The sequence below is a fragment of the Pseudomonas sp. MT92 genome, from assembly GCF_058792515.1.
On sequence record NZ_JBXAFA010000012.1, the window covers coordinates 53,499 to 72,601 of the forward strand.

The window sequence follows — 19,103 nt, forward strand, 5'->3', positions numbered from 1 at the left end:
GTAGGAGCGCGGCAAATCCAAAATGTGCCGCTACAATGCCCGCTCCTCAAGGAGCCTGCATGTCCAACCTGATTGCCGACTGGCGCGACCGCCCGACCCATCGCCGGGTCTGGGCGCTGGCTGCGCCGATGATCCTCTCGAACATTTCCGTTCCCCTGGTGGCGCTGGTCGACAGCACCGTCATCGGCCACCTGCCCCACGCCCATCAACTCGGTGCCGTCGCGGTCGGGGCCAGCCTGTATACCTTTCTCGCCTGGGCCATGGGGTTTCTGCGCATGGGCTCCACCGGATTCGCTGCCCAGGCGGCCGGCCGTGGCGATGGCGCGGCGCTGCGACAGATTTTATTGCAAGGGTTGCTGTTGGCCATGGGACTGGCCGTGGTGTTGGGTGCGCTGGGTGTGCCGTTGAGTGGCGTCGCCCTGCATTTCATGCAGCCGTCGGCGGAACTGGACCAAATGACCCGCGAGTTCTTCCACACGCGGCTCTTCGGCCTGCCAGCGGCGCTGGCCAGTTATGCACTGGTCGGCTGGTTTCTCGGCACGCAGAACGCCCGCGCGCCATTGGTGATTCTGCTGAGCACCAACCTGGTCAACATTGCGCTGAATCTCTGGTTTGTCCTCGGCCTGGAATGGGGCGTGGTGGGTGCCGCCCGTGCATCAGTCATCGCCGAGTGGACCGGCGCCCTGATCGGCCTGCTGATGACCCGCCAGGCCCTGCGCGCCTACCCTGGCCACATCGCCTGGGCCGCACTGGCGCTGTGGCAGAGCTGGCGACCTCTGCTGGCGGTCAATCGCGATATCTTCATCCGCAGCCTGGCCCTGCAATCGGTGTTTTTTCTGATCACGGTGCAAGGTGCACGACTGGGGGATGCCACCGTCGCCGCCAACGCCCTGTTGCTCAACGGCCTGCTGCTGACCGCCCATGCACTGGATGGTCTGGCCCATGCCGTCGAAGCCCTTTGCGGCCATGCCATCGGGGCTCGTGACCGCAAGGCCCTGCGCCGCTCATTGGTGGTGGCCTGCGGCTGGTCGCTGCTGGCGAGTCTCGGTTTTGCCGCGTTGTTCCTGTTTGCCGGGCATCTGTTCATCGAGATGCAGACCGATATTCAAAGTGTGCGCGACACCGCGTTCATCTATCTGCCCTATCTCGCGGCGCTGCCGTTGATCGCGGTCTGGAGCTACCTGCTCGATGGCCTGTTCATCGGCGCGACCCGCGCCCGGGAAATGCGCAACGGCATGCTGCTGACGGTGGCGTTGCTGGTGCCGTTCGGTTGGGCGTTGCGAGGTTTCGGCAACCATGGCCTGTGGATAACCTTCCTGTTGTTCATGGTGTTGCGCAGCCTGACCCTGGGCGCGATTGCCTGGCGTCTGCGGCGCAACGATGGCTGGTTCGTGCAGATTCAGGGTTGAGGGTTCTGCCAACGGTTGCGCAGGAAATCGAGGCGCTCTTTCTGGGTAGCGCCCGGCAGCGGCAGATCGGGCACAGCCTCCGGGTGCTGCAAGCGTAGCCATAACCAGCCATCGAGCACCGCGCGCTCGCTGAACCCCAATGTCAGCCCTTCCTGGAGATGGGACCACAGCGTGCGGTAATCGGTGCCGGTGGATTTGAACCATTGCCAGGTGTGGTGCTCCAGCAGGCAGGTTTGCAGCCTTGCCTTCTGATGGGGGCTGAGTGCTTCTTCGATCGCCAGCGGGCTGACGGCAAGCCCCGGATTGAGCAGCCGTTGCCAGCCCTGGCTGCCGTTGGCCCGGTCCGCCCAGGTGCCACCGAACCAGCGCAACTGGCTGATCGGCCCCAGCCAGCGACTCAGCTCCCTGGCGTCGCAGGCATCGAAGAAGTAACTGGCGGTGCAAGGGTTGTAGTAACTCAGCAAGGCGCGGTGATGCGCGCCGAAACCGACCGTGAGCATGCGCCGCAAGTGCGCCAGCAAGGCCGATGCCGATGTCTCGCTGATCAACAGCAGGCCACGCCAGTACCGCGCATCGCGCTGGCACGCCCGGGCCAGAATCGGACAGCTCCGCAGATCGATCAGGGCCGGACCTTGCTCGCGCAGCGCATGCCACTCCGTGCCTTCGAACAGCCAGAACCACCGCGCATGCGCAAACCGGTGCGGCAGGGCGGCGCCCGCTTGTGGCACACCCGGTGTATCCAGCAAAAACCAGAGCGGGGTCGATTCGGGCATCTCGACGGCGATCATGCCGCACCACTCTGGCCAAGCCGCAACGCCGCCCGACAGGCACAAAAAGCCTGTTCACAATGATTGAAACTGCCGCCCCCGGGAAGCAGGCACAGCAACAACAAGGGCTCTCCAGAGCACAACCAGCCCTGAATACCTTCGGGCGGATCGTCGTCAATAGAGAGCGAACCGGGTGTATCGACCGCTTCGGGCATCTGCATCGGGTTAAGAACGCCGATAATCAATGGTTGATCCGGATCGCCTTCGATGAAACTCACCACCACTTCCGTGCCTTCACTCAAACGAGCGACGTTTGCCGCTTCCAGCTCCGGTGATATCGGCAGCCAACAATGACTGGGCGCTGCTCCCTCGCCTTGATAAAGCCAGTCAAATTGCACCGCCACAGGCCTGGACGGATCGGGCCGGGGCTCATCGACGTCAACAATCCAGGCCCGTTGCAGGCTGTGCATGACCGGTTTGCGTGCAGAATGAGGCGACTTGAACGACACCTCCCAACGCATCGCACGCACCTGGTTGCTGTAGGGAACGTCCGGGTCCTGACGGCCCTGATGCTCGACATGGGTCAGCAACCACGATCGATTCCACTCGGCCACTGGATGTTCGGCGAGCGGCATCATCTGCCCGCTGCGCAGTGTTGGCAGATCCGTGTGACATTGCGCGCGCTGCACCGCACTCTGCGCGCATTGCCGAACCTCGAAACGACGCACCGCCGGTTGTTCGCCATCGCTGTTGAACAACGCCCTTTCGCCACGAGAAAAACAGCCCCGACCATCGGAAAACACCACGCAGTGTCCTCTCGGCCGATGTTCGAAGTGGTAGTGCAGCCGTTCCTGGGCACACAGGCGCTGAACGAATTGCAGATCCGATTCCCGGTACTGCGTACAGAAATCATGAGGCGGGTAATCACCGCCCAGTTCGAAGCGCCGGTTCGGACCGACGATGCCGTGCTCCTTGAGCACCTGATCGAGGATTTGCGGCACCGAGCGGGCACTGAAGATGCGTTGGCTGGAACGCTGGGAAAGGCAAGCCAACCGAGGGCCCAGACGAACATGACAGAGCCTGGCCAACGGCCCGTGGTCGCGCTGGACCAGCTCATGCAGCTGTCCGTGCACACGGTTTCCCGGTGGCCCGAAATGCAGGGAGGCCGAACGGTACAACAGGCTGGAGAGGTCAAGACTCAGGTCATCGATCAGCAACTCAATGTCAAACACGAATGGCTCGCTGATGGATTCTCTACCGGTAAAGGCCAGGACCTCGAAGGTGTCGGACAGACCAGCTACGTCCAGACGAAATGCGGGTTCGTTGACTGGATCGAACATCGGCGATTCTCTACAGGAGGGGCGGTCGGGGATTCTCGCCGAGAGACATGGCCGAGTAGAGAGGCGAAGTACAACTTAGGAAATGACCTACGCGAAAAGAGGACTAAATGGCCTGGATGGGCGAGGACGTAGGTCGTTTCGCTTAGAGAAAGAGAGGTGTCGCACCAGGTCATCTGAAGTTTCCGCAGCGTACGGTAAATTTTCAGACAACCTGATGAGAGCGGGGCTTACCTCAAGAAGACAGGTAAGACGAACGGGTCAGGCCCAGACGCAGGGCATCGAGGAACTGGGTGCGCTCGCTGGCACTGATGCGGGCACTGGCGCACTTGTCGCGGTAGTGGGTCATCAGTTCTTCTGGCGACAGGTGCACGTAACGCAGCATGTCTTCGATGGTGTCGTGGGTTTCGATACCCGCGTGATACACGCTGCCGTCGGCGTTCTGATAGATGTTCACCGAGTCGGTGTCACCGAACAGGTTGTGCATGTCGCCGAGAATTTCCTGATAGGCGCCGACCAGGAAGATGCCCAGCAGGTAGTCTTCACCGTCCTTCAGCGCGTGCACCGGCAGACTGGTTTCGATGCTCTGCTCGTCGACGTACTGCTTGATCTTTCCGTCCGAGTCACAAGTCAGGTCCTGCAGCACGGCGCGACGCAGCGGCTCCTCGTCGAGGCGGTGCAGCGGCAGGATCGGCAAAACCTGGCCGATGGCCCAGGTGTCCGGCAGGCTCTGGAATACCGAGAAGTTGCAGATGTACTTGTCGGCCAGCTTGTCATTGAGTTCGTCGAGCACCTGGCGGTGGGAGCGCTGGCGCGCCTTCAACGAGTTGTGCAGGCGACGGCACACGGCGAAGTAGCATTGCTCGGCCAGGGCTTTTTCCGCCAGGGTCAGCTTGCCGTCGGCATACTGGGAGGCCACATCGCTCATGTAGTGCGTGGCGCGCCAGTAGGTTTCGGTGACCATTTCGATATCGGTCGGGCCGAGCAGGTCCACCAGCCACTGCACGGTTTCCGGCAGCGCTTCCTTGTTCTCGATCTGCGGCACGTCGTCGTTGTGTTTCTCGACGTCGGTGACCTGCACCACCAGCATGGCGTGGTGCGCCGTCAGGGAACGGCCGCTCTCGGAGAAAATGTTCGGGTGCGGCAGGCTCTGCGCGTCGCAGAACTCCTTGAGCATGCCGACCACGACACCCGCGTAATCGTCCATGTCGTAGTTGATCGAACTGGCGTTACGCGAGTGCGTACCGTCGTAGTCGACGCCCAGGCCGCCGCCGACGTCGATGTGATCCACCGGCAGGCCGAGGTTGCGCAGTTCGCCGTAGTAGCGAATCGCCTCCTTGAAACCGTGCTGGTAGTCCGCCAGGTTGGCGATCTGCGACCCCATATGGAAGTGCAGCAGGCGAATGCCTTGATCCAGGCCGGCAGCACGGAAACGCTCGACCACCGACAGCAACTGCGCCGCCGACAGACCAAACTTGGATTTCTCACCACCGGTGTCCGCCCACTTGCTCGACGCCAGGGAGGACAAACGCACGCGCAGACCGACCTGGGGCTTGACCTTGAGCGACGCCGCTTCTTCGATCACCAGGCCGACTTCGGACTCTTTCTCGATCACGATGAACACGTTGTGGCCGAGTTTCTGGCCCATCAGCGCCAGACGGATGAACTCACGGTCCTTGTAGCCGTTGCAGACGATGGTGCCGCCCTTCGGCGCCAGTGCCAGTACCGCCAGCAGTTCAGGCTTGGAGCCGGCTTCCAGGCCGATGGAGACGTTCTGGGTAGCGATGATGTTTTCGATCACCGCTTCCTGCTGGTTGACCTTGATCGGGTACAACGCGGTGTATTTGCTTTGGTATTCCAGGCGTTCGATGTTGGCGTCGAACGCACCGGTCAACTGACGCACGCGGTCTTGCAGAATGTCCGGGAAACGGACCAGCAGCGGCAAGGACAAGCCGCTTTTACGCAACTGGTCGACTTGCTCGAACAGGTCGATCGGCGCGCTGCTCGGGCCGTTCGGACGAACTTCGACGCGACCGGCGTCGTTGATCGCGAAATACCCGGCCCCCCAATGGCGAATCCCGTAAACACTGCGGCTGTCCGCAACTGTCCATTGGCTGCCATCGTCTTTGCGTGTGCGTCGTACGGACATCGAAGTCCCCTATAAAGAAGTCATAGTGCGTCGCCTGGATTCAGGCCGGCGCAGTCTAAAGAATGAAAATGACGGTTCGTCAACGAGGGGTAGACCCCGTCGACGGCAGTGAGTTTAGAAACCGGTCATGAACAGGCTCTGTGAAAACCATGATGACGACGCCAGACCTGACGTTCATCAGGACCGGGTCAAGCCACGGGTGGTTTTCACAGAGGCTGCTAGCCGCCGGATTTCTTCGCTTTGAAACCGTGTTTGGTCAACTCGGCCAAGAGTAGCTCGACATGGTCGCCCTGGATTTCAATGATCCCGTCTTTCAACGCCCCACCGGTGCCACAACGTTTTTTCAACGTCGTGGCCAGCTCCTTGAGCGCGTCTTCAGCCAGCGGCACGCCGGTGATGGTCGTCACCGTCTTGCCGCCACGGCCCTTGCTTTCGCGACGCACGCGAGCGATGCCGTCGCCGGCCGGAATAACGGTCTGTTTGCAGATACAGGCGTCCACCGGTTTACTGCAATCCGGGCAATGACGACCTGCGTCGGTGGAAAATACCAGGCCACCGAGGGCGGCGAAGGATGCGGCTTTTTTGGCCACCGGCAATCCTCTTGGGAGGACAAAGACTGGTCGCAGCACTTGGGAAAGGCTATCGACCGCGAAACCCCACTCAGGCAGGGGCAGCGCTAGTGAAACAGTACATCACTGCAGGAGCTGGCTTGTCGGGTCGCCGCATCGCAGCGATGGACATCAACGATAACGCGCGGCACTCGGCAGCACGCGTCGTCCTTGCGTTTTTCGCGAGCAGGCTCGCTCCTACAAAAGGTCGCGCAGTGTAACGGCAAAAACGCCGATTGCTAAGAGCCAATCGGCGCCAATTTACAGCTCTTTTGCGACGTCGCCGCCGCGGGCCCTGAGATAGCGTTTCAGCGCGGCCAATGAGTCCGGGCAATAAGGCTTTTCGTCGATTTCCCGAAGCACTTCGTCGATTGGCAGAAAACGCGCCTCAAGCACCTCCTCCGGTTGCAGGACCAACGGACCGTCCCACACCGCCGAAAACGCTGAGCACCAGAGCCGGTTGCCGGTGTCTTCGAAGAAAAAATGGTCATGGGCGGTCAATTCCACACCGCTCACGCCAAGCTCTTCTTCCAGCTCGCGGGCCGCCGACTCGGCATAACTTTCGTCGGCCAGCACCATGCCGCCCGCCGCCACGTCCCAATATCCGGGATAAATCGCTTTGCTCAGGGTTCGACGGTGCACGCAAAGCTCACCGGCGGAATTGAACAGCATGATGTAGGTGCCCCGCCCGATCAGCCCGCGCTCGCGCAGATCGGCACGCACCAGGGCTCCGAGCGGGTTGTCCTGCTCGTCGACCCAGGCGATCTGTTCAGCATCCGAAGCTGCCCGGTGGGCAGCCTCCTTGGCACTATCGACCATGACTCAGCCCTGATTCAGCAGTTGACGCAAATCGATCACCGCCGCATTGGCGCGGGAGATGTAGTTGGCCATGACCAGCGAGTGGTTGGCCAGCACACCGAAGCCGCTGCCATTGAGGATCATCGGGCTCCATACCGGTTCCTGCGAAGCTTCCAGTTCACGGATGATCTGGCGCACGCTGACCGTGGCGTTCTTCTTCGCCAGCACATCGGCGAAATCGACCTCGATAGCGCGCAGCAAGTGCGACAGGGCCCAGGCCTGACCACGGGCTTCATAGAATACGTTGTCGATCTGCATCCACGGGGTTTCGACGATTTCTTCGTCAACCTGCGGCGCCACACCCGGTGCCACGACTTCGGTTTTCAACGCCGTGTTGAGCTTGACTCGGCCGACGCTGGCCGACAGGCGTTGCGACAGCGACCCCAGGCGAGTCCCGACATCACCCAGCCAGTTGTTCAGGTTGTCGGCACGGGCATAGAACAGGGCCGTCTTCTGGTTCGGATCAGACAGGCGCGCCTGATAGCGACTCAGGGAATTGATGCCTTCCTGATACTCGGACTCACTGGACGGCAACACCCAGCTCTTATTGTCGAAGTTGAAACGCGGCTCGGCCTTGGCCAGATCGGCGTCTTCAGTGGACTGCGATTGCGAACGGGCGAAGTCCTTGCGCATCGCACGACTCAGATCACGCACCTGGACCAGCACGCCATATTCCCAGCTCGGCATGTTGTCCATCCACAGGCCCGGCGGGAAACGGTCGTTGGAAATGTAGCCGCCTGGCTTGTTCAGCAATGTACCGGCGACGGTCTTGAGGGTTTCGACCGTGGTATAGCCGACCACCATCTGCTTGCCTTCTTTCTCGGCCGCCATTTGGGCATTCTGCTGCACCGGAAACAGCGATGGCTCCTGGCTCCAGTACCAGCCCAGAATGCTCGTTACCACCAGGTAGATCACTAGCAGCGTGAGAAGCGCCCGACTGAACAACAGGCCGCCCAGATAACTGCGGGTAGCCGACTTCGGTTCAGCGGCACGTTCAGGCGCGCTACCGGCGCGGTTCTTCCAGTCCAGCATGGCGATATCCTTTCAATCACTTGGGTTCATCGGTTCGACCACAACCATACAACAACGTGCCTTGGCCCGGCACCCGCCGTTGGGTTGATGCTGAAAATTAGTCGCCTCGTTCGCGAAAAAAACCGGGGTTGCCGGCGGCTGACTATCAGGGCCGGTATTGATCGGTTGTTTTTTGCGACGACGGCTCAGGGCCTGACAGAAAGCTTGTAGGGGATTCCCCTACCTGCGAAAAACGAAAATCGTCGTCAATCCGTCCCGTCAAAACGCCGCGAATCGTTGCCGGGCAAGGCTGGAAAACCACCAGAATCGGCACCCTGCCAAACCAGAAAAACCCTGAAAGCCCCCGATCTAAAAGGCCCTCCAAAGAACAGCCATTCAATTAAAGACCGAACAGTCACAAACTGAATGAAGGTGCTTTACAGATTATTGACTTACAACACTCATACAATCGAAAAGAGGTGCTAGCATAGAGCCACCAGTCGACCCTCAGCGTGCACCCTAACTAGTAGTCAGGATATGACCGAGCCAGAAGACCCCAGCCGCGAGCGCCTCAAGCATCACTTTGCCCAGCGGGTAATTCATCAAGCACGTCAGATTCTTGAGATATGGCAGCGCCTGCAGCGCAGCGAGTGGTCGACCAATGACCTGTCGGAACTGAGCGAGGCCAATCTGCGCCTGCTGCGTTTCGCCGAACGTTTCGAGCAACCGGAACACACGCAACTGGCCCGCCATATCAGCCAGTCGCTGGAAGCTGTCGACGCCAATCGCGGACGACTGAGCAGCGGCCTGATCACCGACCTCAATCGCTTGATGCAACGCTTGTCGCGTACCGGCCTGCGTCATGGCGATCAGCTCGACCAAACCTTCCTGCCGCCCCTGCGCAAGCCGATCTACGTGATGCTGCAGGATCATGACCGTGCCGAACGTCTGGCCAAACAGCTTGAGTTCTTTGGCCTCAGCGCCCAGTCCCTGGACAGCGTGGCGGCGTTTCGTTCCTCAATGGTTGAGCGCCTGCCGGCGGCGATTGTCATGGACGTGGATTTCAGCGGCCCCGGCATCGGCCTGAAACTGGCCGCCGAAGCCCAGGAAGGCCTCGATCATCGTTTGCCGCTGTTGTTCTTCAGCCTGCACGAAACCGACACCCCGACTCGCCTGGCCGCGGTGCGAGCCGGTGGCCAGGAGTTTCTCACCGGTACCCTCGAAGCCTCGAGCCTGCTGGAGAAAATCGAAGTCCTGACCTGCGTCGCCCAGTACGAACCTTATAAAGTGCTGATCATCGACGATTCCCGCGCCCAGGCGCTGCACACCGAACGCCTCCTTAATAGCGCAGGGATCGTCACCCGGACCTTGATCGAGCCGATCCAGGCCATGGCCGAGCTGGCGGACTTTCAACCGGACCTGATCATCCTCGATATGTACATGCCGGCGTGCACCGGTACGGAACTGGCCAAGGTGATTCGCCACAACGACCGTTACGTCAGCGTGCCAATCATTTACCTGTCGGCCGAAGACGATCTGGACAAGCAACTCGACGCCATGAGCGAAGGGGGCGACGACTTCCTGACCAAGCCGATCAAGCCTCGGCACCTGATCACCACCGTGCGCAACCGCGCGGCACGGGCACGCAACCTCAAGGCACGGATGGTCCGCGACAGCCTCACCGGGTTGTACAACCACACCCACATTCTGCAATTGCTCGAAGACTGCTCGTTCCGCGCCCGCCGCGAGAACAAGCCGCTGAGCTTTGCGATGCTCGACATCGACCACTTCAAACGGGTCAATGACAGCCACGGCCACCCCATGGGCGACCGCGTGATCAAGAGCCTGGCCCTGTTTCTCAAGCAACGACTGCGCAAGACCGACTTTATCGGCCGTTACGGCGGTGAAGAGTTCGCCATCGTCATGCCCGACACAGACCTTGAGGCGGCCTACCGGGTACTCGATGAAATACGTCAGCGGTTTGCCGAAATTCATTACCCCGCTCAACCCCACGATCTTTGGTGCACCTTCAGTGCCGGGGTGGTCGAGTTGTGCGAACACTCGGACAGCCTGTTGATGGCCAGCCAGGCGGACGAGGCGCTCTATCGGGCCAAAGACGCCGGGCGCAATCGCGTACAGGCGGCCAGGACGTCAAAGCAAAGTGCCACTTTTTCATCGCAAATCACTCCATCAGTCATAACCCTGTAACAGAAACGCAATAAATTCAGGCGCTTATCAATCTGCCGTTGGTAGACACGATGCGCCTTAAGCTGCTGACCAATCTCAATACCCTTCTTTTAGTTGCCGTCTGCGTAGCCCTTGGCGCGACACTCTGGTGGTCGCAAAAGGCCCTCGAACGCCCCTATCTGTTGATGGAGCGATACCTCGGCCTGTCCCAGCGGTTTCAAAATGAAGTCGCGCGCAACGTCGAAGACTATCTCGCCAGCGGCGATGCCCTGCGCTTGAGCAGCGCCAGCCAGGCGATCGATGGTTTACAGAACGAACTCGGCGAATTGCCGCCGGCCCTGGCCGAAACCTTGCGCCCCAGCCTGTCGACCCTGGACGAATTCAGCAAAACCGACCTGCTCGCCGCCGGCAAACTCGCGGGAGACCCGCAAGCCCTGTTGCTGCAAGCCGAACGGGAACTCGGCGCCAGCCTTGACCAACTCAGCCAGTACGCCAGTGGCAACGCGGCTTACCTGACACCATTGCTCGCCGCCGCCCAGCACCTGGGCAAACTTTCCCTGGCCCGCGACAAACTGGTCAGCAGCGGCCGCAGCGAACTGGCTGCCGATGTCGAGCGCGAAGTCGCCAACATCCGTGCCCAGGCTGAGCAGCTGGATGCCCTGCCACTGCTGGGCGTGGCCGTCAGCGCTGAATCGAATACGGATGATTTCGCCGCCATGATGGGGCTGGAAAACACTGAAAAAGCCGTTGCGGAAGATGCCGGCGTCGGCCTCAAGCGTGAACTGAACAGCCTCCTCACCCGCTACCCGGCGGAACTGGCGCGTACCCGCGAGCAGATCCAGAAACGCGCCGACCTCAGTGCCGCGACCCACCTGAAAATCACCGCCGTACAGCAAGCGATCGCCGGTCTTGAGCCCGTGGTACGCGCCCAACACGGACAGATCCAGAGCGAAGTGCGATTGATGCAAGGCGTGATGATCGGCCTGATTTTGCTGATCGCCCTGCTCATCGACACCCTGCAACGCAAGCTGGCCCGAACCCTGACCAACCTCGCTCCGGCCCTGTCCACCTGGGCCGAAGGCGATTTCAGTCGCGACATTCAATTGGGCAAAACCAACCGCGAACTGCAAGACATCGAAGCCTCGCTCAATCGCCTGCGCGCCTATCTGGTGGATCTGGTGGGCACCATCCGCCTCAACGCCGAGCAGGTCGCCGGCAGCAGCCGAACCCTGGCAGAGTTGAGCAATGACCTGCACAGCGGCGCCGAACATCAGGCCGGTGACACGGCCATGATCCGTGATTCGCTCAGCGAACTGGAAGCGACCATTCAACAAGTGGCCGGCGATGCCAGTCAGGCTGCCGATGCCAGCCGCCACGCTGGCCAGGCCGTCGCGCACGGGCAGCAAGTCATCGGCCTGAGCCTCACCGGCCTGCATGCGCTGGTGGGTGAAGTGCAAGGCAATGCGCAGATGATCGAACACCTGGCCGAGGAGTCGGCCACCATCGGCGGTGTGTTGACCGTGATCCGTTCGATTGCCGACCAGACCAACCTGTTGGCCCTGAACGCGGCCATCGAAGCCGCTCGCGCGGGGGAAATGGGGCGCGGCTTTGCCGTAGTGGCCGAAGAAGTGCGCTCCCTGGCACAACGCACCGCCGGCGCCACGGGCGAAATCCAGACCCTGATCGCCGGCCTGCAAACTGCCGCGCGGCAATCGGTCGAAGGCATGCGCGCCCAGGTCGAACACGCCGAAGCCACCGCCAATCAGGCTCAGGCGGCCGACGGTGCGCTGGATAAAATCGTCGGAGCGATCCAAACCATTTCCGAGACAGCCGTGCGCATTGCCGATGTCACCGCCCAGCAGAGTGGCGCTGTCAGCGAGATACGCGATCACAGCGAGCGGATTCACCAACTGGGTGGGGATAACTTGCTGCGCATTGGCGAAGGGCGAGAGCAAGGGGAAAACCTGCTGGTGTTGGGCGGGCAACTGCATACGGCCGTTCAGGCGTTCCGCGTCTGACGAATTGCTATCGCGGGCAAGCCCGCTCCCACTGGATTCTTGGCAGTACACAATGTTTGTGTTCACTGAAGATCACTGTGGGAGCGGGCTTGCCCGCGATGGCGTCAGTTCACTCACCACACTTCCGTGGCTCTGCACACCGAACGACTGTCCGCTATCATGCCCCCAATTCCGATACGCGAGATTGTCATGCGCCGTTTGCTCTGCCTGCTGCTTTTAGTGCTCGCCCTGCCGGCCACCGCCACCGGGCTGCTGGAGAGTCGGCCCAGTTCGACGCTGGGTTCGATCAACAACAGCGCCGATTTCCTGCCGGTGCGCGAAGCCTTCCAGCTCAGTCTGGTGGAAAGCACGCCGCAATCGATCAAGCTGCGCTTCGTGGCCACCGAAGGTTATTACCTCTACCGCCACCGCTTTCAGTTTCGCGCCGATCCAGCCGATGTCGCCCTCGGCACTGCACGACTGCCGGACGGGCAAAAGAAGCATGACGAGTACTTTGGCGACGTCGAGGTCTACCACGGCATTCTCGACGTGGAACTGCCGCGCACTGATCAACGCGCCTTTACCCTGGCCGTGACCTATCAGGGCTGTGCCGATAAAGGCCTGTGCTACCCACCCGAGACCGAACGCCTGAACATCAATGGCGACGGCGCAACGACAGCCCGTGACTGGGGCTGGCGTGAACTGGCGCTGTTCTTTCTCGCGGGCCTGGGCCTGACCTTTACGCCCTGCGTACTGCCCATGCTGCCGATTCTTTCCGGTGTGGTGTTGCGCGGTCAGGTCGGTGGCTGGCGCGGGTTCAATCTGTCGTTAGCCTATGTACTGCCGATGGCCACCTGCTTCGCCCTCCTCGGGGCCTTGATGGGATTGTTTGGCGCGCAGCTCAACTTGCAGGCACGCCTGCAATCAGCCTGGGTGCTGGTGCCGTTCGCGATGTTTTTTGCCGTGTTCGCCCTGGCGATGTTCGGCGTGTTCGAACTCAAGTTGCCACACGCGATCAGCAGCCGACTCGATCGCATCGCCGGACGCACCGAAGGCGGTTCGTTGTGGGGCGCCGCCGTGCTGGGCGTGGTCTCGAGCCTGCTGGTTTCACCTTGCGTCTCGGCACCTCTGGCCGGCGCGCTGCTCTACATCAGTGCCAGCGGCGATGCCTTGGGCGGAGGCCTGAAACTGTTCATGCTCGGCCTCGGCATGGGTGCACCGTTGCTGCTGGTGGCCACGGGGGGAGCCGCCTGGTTGCCAAAGAGCGGGCCGTGGCTGGTCTACGTGAAAAACGCGATTGGCGTATTACTGCTCGGGCTGGCGATCGGCCTGTTCAGCCGCGTCATGCCCGGGCAGGTCACCTTGCTGTTGATCGGCTTGCTGGCCGGTGGTGTCGGCCTGTTCATGGGCGCGCTGGAGTTCGTCTACAAACCGCCTCGAAAACGCCTGGGTCAATTGCTCGGGTTGTTTCTGCTGTTTTATGCGCTGGCCTGCTGGTATGGGGCGTTCAGCGGACAGACCGATCCGTTCAACCCGATCGGTCAGACGCGCACGGTTGCCGGCAACCCGCCAGCGCCCAACAGCAATGCATGGCAGACCGTCAGCACCCCGGCCGACCTCGACCGCGCACTGGCCGAAGCCCGCGCGTCGGGCACTGCGCTGCTGCTCGACTGGTACGCCGACTGGTGCATCAGTTGCAAAGTCATCGAACACGAAGTGCTCAACGACTCCACGGTTGTTGAACGGCTCAAGGGCTACCGGCTGATTCGATTCGACATCACCGCCAGCAATGCCGAGCAACGCGCCCTGCTCGACCGCTACAAACTGTTCGGGCCTCCGGCACTGATGTTTTTCGGCAAGGACGGCATCGAACGTGCCGAAGTGCGGGTGATCGGCGAGATCAATGCGGCGGACTTCGCCGAACGTGTCGCCAGGGCGAATGACCGGATTTAATCAAGCGGTCATATAACTCGCGCAAACATCGGGCATCGTGCTGGCTATTGCAGAGAACTGGACAGTCACAAAGGCTTTGCGGCATAGTCGCCGGGTTCTGACAATTGCACACGGATAACAAAGGAACAGCCGATGGCGACCCTACTGGTTCTGCACGGACCCAACCTGAACTTGCTTGGCACCCGTGAACCGGGCACCTACGGCGCCACGACACTGGCGCAGATCAACCAGGACCTGGAACGCCGGGCCCGTGAAGCCGGCCACCATTTGCTGCACCTGCAAAGCAATGCCGAGTACGAATTGATCGACCGCATCCACGCCGCTCGCACTGAAGGCGTGGATTTCATTTTGATCAACCCAGCAGCTTTTACACATACAAGTGTCGCATTACGTGACGCGTTGCTGGCGGTGAGCATCCCATTCATCGAAGTGCATTTGTCTAACGTGCACAAACGCGAACCTTTCCGCCATCACTCTTACTTCTCCGACGTAGCGGTGGGAGTGATCTGCGGCCTTGGCGCCAGCGGTTATCGACTGGCCCTGGAGGCCGCCCTAGAGCAGCTTGAAAAACAGGCAACAGCTTGAACAACAAGCGTTAAACGCCCCTGACCGACCCTTGGGAGTTGATGATTCATGGATATCCGTAAAGTTAAGAAACTGATCGAATTGCTGGAAGAGTCCGGCATCGACGAGCTCGAGATCAAGGAAGGCGAAGAGTCCGTACGCATCAGCCGTCATAGCAAGACCCCGGCTCAGCAGTACTACGCACCGGCTCCAATGCATGCCCCGGCTGCCGCGCCTGTCGCTGCTGCTCCGGCTGCCGCTGCCGCCCCTGCTGCTGCGGCCGCACCAGCGCTGAACGGCACCGTTGCCCGTTCGCCGATGGTCGGCACGTTCTATCGCAAGTCTTCGCCAACCTCGCCGTCCTTCGTTGAAGTTGGCCAGACTGTGAAGAAAGGCGACACCCTGTGCATCGTTGAAGCCATGAAGATGATGAACCACATCGAAGCTGAAACCAGCGGTGTGATCGAATCCATCCTCGTCGAAGACGGCCAGCCGGTTGAGTACGACCAACCGCTGTTCACCATCGTTTGAACCGCGGAGAGCCTTTGATGACTGCGAAGTTGGAAAAAGTTCTGATCGCCAACCGCGGTGAGATCGCACTGCGGATTCTGCGCGCCTGCAAAGAGATGGGCATCAAGACCGTCGCCGTTTATTCCAAGGCTGACAAGGAACTGATGCACCTGGGCCTGGCAGACGAGTCCGTCTGCATCGGTCCTGCATCGGCCGCCCAATCTTACCTGCACATCCCGGCGATCATCGCCGCGGCCGAAGTGACCGGCGCCACCGCCATTCACCCAGGCTACGGTTTCCTCGCGGAAAACGCCGACTTCGCCGAACAGGTCGAGAAATCCGGCTTCGCCTTCATCGGCCCGAGAGCTGAAACCATCCGCCTGATGGGCGACAAGGTTTCGGCCAAGCACGCCATGATCGCCGCCGGTGTGCCTACCGTTCCGGGTTCCGACGGCCCGCTGCCGGAGGACGAAGAAACCGCCCTGCGCATCGGCCGTGAAGTCGGTTACCCGGTGATCATCAAAGCCGCTGGCGGCGGTGGTGGTCGCGGCATGCGCGTTGTGCACAAGGAAGAAGACCTGATTTCCTCGGCGAAACTGACCCGCTCCGAAGCGGGCGCAGCGTTCGGCAACCCGATGGTCTATCTGGAAAAATTCCTGACTAACCCGCGCCACGTGGAAGTCCAGGTACTTTCCGACGGACAGGGCAACGCCATCCATCTGGGCGACCGCGACTGCTCGCTGCAACGCCGTCACCAGAAAGTTCTCGAAGAAGCGCCGGCACCGGGCATCGACGAGAAGGCTCGCCAGGAAGTCTTCGCCCGCTGCGTCAAGGCGTGCATCGATATCGGCTACCGTGGCGCAGGCACCTTCGAGTTCCTGTACGAGAACGGTCGCTTCTACTTCATCGAGATGAACACTCGCGTCCAGGTAGAGCACCCGGTATCGGAAATGGTCACCGGCATCGACATCGTCAAGGAGATGCTGAGCATCGCCGCCGGCAACAAGCTGTCGTTCACCCAGGATGACGTGGTCATCCGCGGTCACGCGCTGGAATGCCGGATCAACGCCGAAGACCCGAAAACCTTCATGCCGAGCCCTGGCACGGTCAAGCATTTCCACGCCCCGGGCGGCAACGGCGTTCGCGTCGATTCGCACCTGTACAGTGGTTATGCCGTTCCGCCGAACTACGATTCGTTGATCGGCAAGCTGATCACCTACGGTGCAACCCGCGACGAAGCCATGGCGCGCATGCGCAATGCCCTGGACGAGATCGTGGTCGACGGGATCAAGACCAACATCCCGCTGCACCGCGACCTGACTCGCGATGAAGGCTTCTGCAAAGGGGGCGTGAACATTCACTACCTCGAGCACAAGCTGGCGGGCGAGAAGCACTAAGCTTCGACCTCATCAACAAGGCCGCCTTCGGGCGGCCTTGTTGTTTCCGGAGGGCCAACCTACTCCCACAAACCCCCCGCGCTCGCGTAAACTTGCGCGCTTCTCGCAGCCCGCTAGGCTGCAATCAATACTTTTCAAAGGTGCCCGCCATGCCTTGGCTGCAAGTCCGTCTCGCCATCAGCCCAGAACAAGCCGAAACCTATGAAGACGCTTTCCTTGAAGTGGGCGCCGTGTCGGTGACCTTCATGGACGCCGAAGATCAGCCGATCTTCGAGCCGGAACTCAATACCACGCCACTGTGGTCGCACACCCACCTGCTGGCCCTGTTCGAAGGCGGCACCGAAGCCGCCCCGGTACTGGCCCATCTGGAACTGCTGACCGGCAGCCCATTGCCCGAGCACCACAGCGAAGTGATCGAAGACCAGGACTGGGAACGCAGCTGGATGGATAACTTCCAGCCGATGCGTTTTGGCCAGCGCCTGTGGATCGTGCCGAGCTGGCACGCCGCCCCCGAACCTGAGGCGGTCAACCTGTTGCTGGACCCGGGCCTGGCGTTCGGCACCGGCACCCACCCCACCACCGCGCTGTGCCTGGAATGGCTCGACGGTCAGGACTTGAAAGGTTGCAATGTGCTGGACTTCGGGTGTGGCTCGGGGATTCTGGCAATCGCCGCCCTCCTGCTGGGTGCGAAGGAAGCCGTGGGCACCGACATCGACGTTCAGGCGCTGGAAGCCTCCCGCGACAACGCCGGACGCAACAATATTGCCGAAGAGCTCTTCCCGCTGTATCTGCCGGAAGATTTGCCGCAGGTTCAGGCCGACGTGCTGGTCGCCAACATTCTCGCCGGCCCGCTGGTGTCCCTGGCACCGCAGCTGTCCGGACTGGTCAAGACGGGCGGTCGCCTGGCGCTGTCAGGCATCCTTGCCGAGCAAGGCGAAGAAGTGGCCGCCGCCTATGCCAAGGACTTCGACCTGGATCCGATCGCCAATCGCGATGGCTGGGTGCGCATCACCGGCCGTCGGCGCTAGAATGAGCCTCTGCATAATCCGGATCGCCGCATGACCGACAGCTTCGTCACTCAGTGCCCGCATTGCCAAACCAGCTTCCGCGTCAGCCATGCTCAGTTGAGCGTGGCTCGCGGCGTTGTTCGCTGCGGCTCATGCCTGCAGGTGTTCAATGCCGCCAAGCAGTTGCTTGAGCAGGCCGGCAAAGAACCTGTCGCACCGGTCGTCCCGGCCATCGTCGAAGCACCGCCACCCGCAGAACCCCGCGCCATCAGCCAAAAACAATGGACGGCCGCCGAGCTGGACCTCGACAGCCTCGACCTCGACGAAGAGCTGGCCCGACTCGAGCAGCGGGAAATCCAGCCGACCACGGAGTTCACCCGGCATCGCGAAGACACGCTCAGCGCCCGTCGCGACACCGCCGAGACCGAAGAGCCCTGGTCCGACAGCCTGTTCAGCGAATCGGCTGCCGATCGTGCCCAGACCGAAGAAGAGGATTTGCCGGAACCGGAGCAGGTCCCGAACAAACCCTCGCGCACTGAACCTTCGCTGTCCCTGGAGCCCGTAGAACCGGAGGACGAAGCAACACCGCCACAACTGCGCCTGCACGACCCGCTCGACACACCGGTTCATCATGAACGCCTGTCGGCCACTGCAAGCGACGAACATGACGACGACCTGCCCTCGATCGAGCCATTGCGCAAGCGCCGCGAACGCAGTGAACCCGGCGTGCGCACCGACGTGTTGCAAGACCTGACCGACGATCCGCTGCAACTGGACTGGCAACAACGTCGCTCCCCGTGGGGTCGCCGACTCTTCTGGCTACTGTTGATCGTGCTCGGCGCTGGTGCGCTCGTCGGCCAGTACGTTGCTTACCACTTCGATGAACTGGCACGTCAGGACCAATACCGTCCGTGGTTCCAGCAACTGTGCCCGCAAATCGGCTGCACAGTGCCATCCAAAGTCGACATCGCGAAAATCAAAAGCAGCAACCTGGTGGTGCGCAGTCACCCGGAATTCAACGGCGCCCTGGTGGTCGACGCGATCATCTACAACCGCGCGCCTTTCTCCCAGCCATTCCCGTTGCTGGAACTGCGCTTTGCCGACCTCAATGGCCATCTGATCGCCAGCCGTCGCTTCAAGCCCGGCGAGTACCTGAGCGGCGACCTCGAAGGCATGGCCGAAATGCCCCCGCAGACACCGATCCACATCGCACTGGACATTCTCGATCCGGGCGCCAAAGCGGTGAACTACAGCCTCAGCTTCCACTCACCGGAGTGAAACGGTTCACCGATCCTGAATTGACGACAACTTTCTGACTTTACCCGCCCGGACCAAACCGCTGGCGATAA

Annotated in this window: 15 protein-coding genes; 9 read left to right on the forward strand and 6 right to left on the reverse strand. The window is 61.2% G+C overall.

What is annotated here, in order from left to right:
• Positions 1–59: 59 nt before the first annotated feature.
• The gene (locus tag AC1Q6D_RS21740) at positions 60–1,409 is read left to right on the forward strand and encodes an MATE family efflux transporter (RefSeq protein WP_103403257.1); all 1,350 of its coding nucleotides are present in this window, start codon (positions 60–62) and stop codon (positions 1,407–1,409) included.
• On the opposite strand, the gene AC1Q6D_RS21745 is transcribed toward AC1Q6D_RS21740, so the two are convergent.
• The 6 genes from AC1Q6D_RS21745 to AC1Q6D_RS21770 all read right to left on the reverse strand — a co-directional run bounded on the left by AC1Q6D_RS21745 (position 1,400) and on the right by AC1Q6D_RS21770 (position 8,160).
• A complete protein-coding gene (locus AC1Q6D_RS21745) occupies positions 1,400–2,197 on the reverse strand; it encodes a DUF4123 domain-containing protein (RefSeq protein ID WP_103403258.1) in 798 nt (265 codons plus the stop codon). The two genes, AC1Q6D_RS21740 and AC1Q6D_RS21745, sit on opposite strands and share 10 nt — an antisense overlap.
• Positions 2,194–3,516: a type VI secretion system Vgr family protein gene (locus tag AC1Q6D_RS21750; RefSeq protein ID WP_103403259.1), complete on the reverse strand. Its 1,323-nt coding sequence runs from the start codon at positions 3,514–3,516 to the stop codon at positions 2,194–2,196. Before AC1Q6D_RS21750 ends, AC1Q6D_RS21745 begins: the two co-directional genes overlap by 4 nt.
• A 232-nt stretch (positions 3,517–3,748) precedes the next feature.
• Positions 3,749–5,662: an arginine decarboxylase gene (gene speA / locus AC1Q6D_RS21755; protein ID WP_047536999.1), complete on the reverse strand. Its 1,914-nt coding sequence runs from the start codon at positions 5,660–5,662 to the stop codon at positions 3,749–3,751.
• Positions 5,663–5,880: 218 nt separating this feature from the next.
• The gene (locus AC1Q6D_RS21760) at positions 5,881–6,252 is read right to left on the reverse strand and encodes a translation initiation factor Sui1 (protein ID WP_103403260.1); all 372 of its coding nucleotides are present in this window, start codon (positions 6,250–6,252) and stop codon (positions 5,881–5,883) included.
• Positions 6,253–6,531: 279 nt separating this feature from the next.
• Complete coding sequence (locus AC1Q6D_RS21765; protein ID WP_047536994.1) at positions 6,532–7,089, reverse strand: NUDIX hydrolase; 558 nt, start codon at positions 7,087–7,089, stop codon at positions 6,532–6,534.
• Between the two features lie 3 nt (positions 7,090–7,092).
• Entirely contained in the window at positions 7,093–8,160 is a 1,068-nt protein-coding gene (locus AC1Q6D_RS21770) for a DUF2333 family protein (protein WP_103403261.1), read from the reverse strand.
• Positions 8,161–8,676: 516 nt separating this feature from the next.
• Between AC1Q6D_RS21770 and gcbA the strand changes: the two genes are divergently transcribed.
• From gcbA to AC1Q6D_RS21810, 8 genes are all read left to right on the forward strand, one after another.
• The gene (gcbA, locus tag AC1Q6D_RS21775; RefSeq protein WP_103403262.1) at positions 8,677–10,347 is read left to right on the forward strand and encodes a diguanylate cyclase GcbA; all 1,671 of its coding nucleotides are present in this window, start codon (positions 8,677–8,679) and stop codon (positions 10,345–10,347) included.
• Positions 10,348–11,615: 1,268 nt separating this feature from the next.
• Positions 11,616–12,344, forward strand: coding sequence for a methyl-accepting chemotaxis protein (locus AC1Q6D_RS21780; RefSeq protein ID WP_371919886.1), 729 nt, complete (start codon positions 11,616–11,618; stop codon positions 12,342–12,344).
• Between the two features lie 189 nt (positions 12,345–12,533).
• Positions 12,534–14,276, forward strand: coding sequence for a protein-disulfide reductase DsbD (locus AC1Q6D_RS21785; RefSeq protein ID WP_103403263.1), 1,743 nt, complete (start codon positions 12,534–12,536; stop codon positions 14,274–14,276).
• A gap of 132 nt (positions 14,277–14,408) precedes the next feature.
• On the forward strand, positions 14,409–14,861 hold the full coding sequence (gene aroQ, locus AC1Q6D_RS21790; RefSeq protein ID WP_090328693.1) for a type II 3-dehydroquinate dehydratase: 453 nt from the start codon (positions 14,409–14,411) through the stop codon (positions 14,859–14,861).
• 48 nt (positions 14,862–14,909) lie between these two features.
• On the forward strand, positions 14,910–15,371 hold the full coding sequence (gene accB / locus AC1Q6D_RS21795) for an acetyl-CoA carboxylase biotin carboxyl carrier protein (protein WP_103403264.1): 462 nt from the start codon (positions 14,910–14,912) through the stop codon (positions 15,369–15,371).
• 17 nt (positions 15,372–15,388) lie between these two features.
• Positions 15,389–16,747, forward strand: coding sequence for an acetyl-CoA carboxylase biotin carboxylase subunit (gene accC, locus AC1Q6D_RS21800; protein ID WP_047536979.1), 1,359 nt, complete (start codon positions 15,389–15,391; stop codon positions 16,745–16,747).
• A 149-nt stretch (positions 16,748–16,896) separates the two neighbouring features.
• Complete coding sequence (prmA, locus tag AC1Q6D_RS21805; protein WP_103403265.1) at positions 16,897–17,775, forward strand: 50S ribosomal protein L11 methyltransferase; 879 nt, start codon at positions 16,897–16,899, stop codon at positions 17,773–17,775.
• Positions 17,776–17,805: 30 nt separating this feature from the next.
• On the forward strand, positions 17,806–19,032 hold the full coding sequence (locus AC1Q6D_RS21810; RefSeq protein ID WP_103403266.1) for a DUF3426 domain-containing protein: 1,227 nt from the start codon (positions 17,806–17,808) through the stop codon (positions 19,030–19,032).
• The last annotated feature ends 71 nt before the right edge of the window (positions 19,033–19,103 follow it).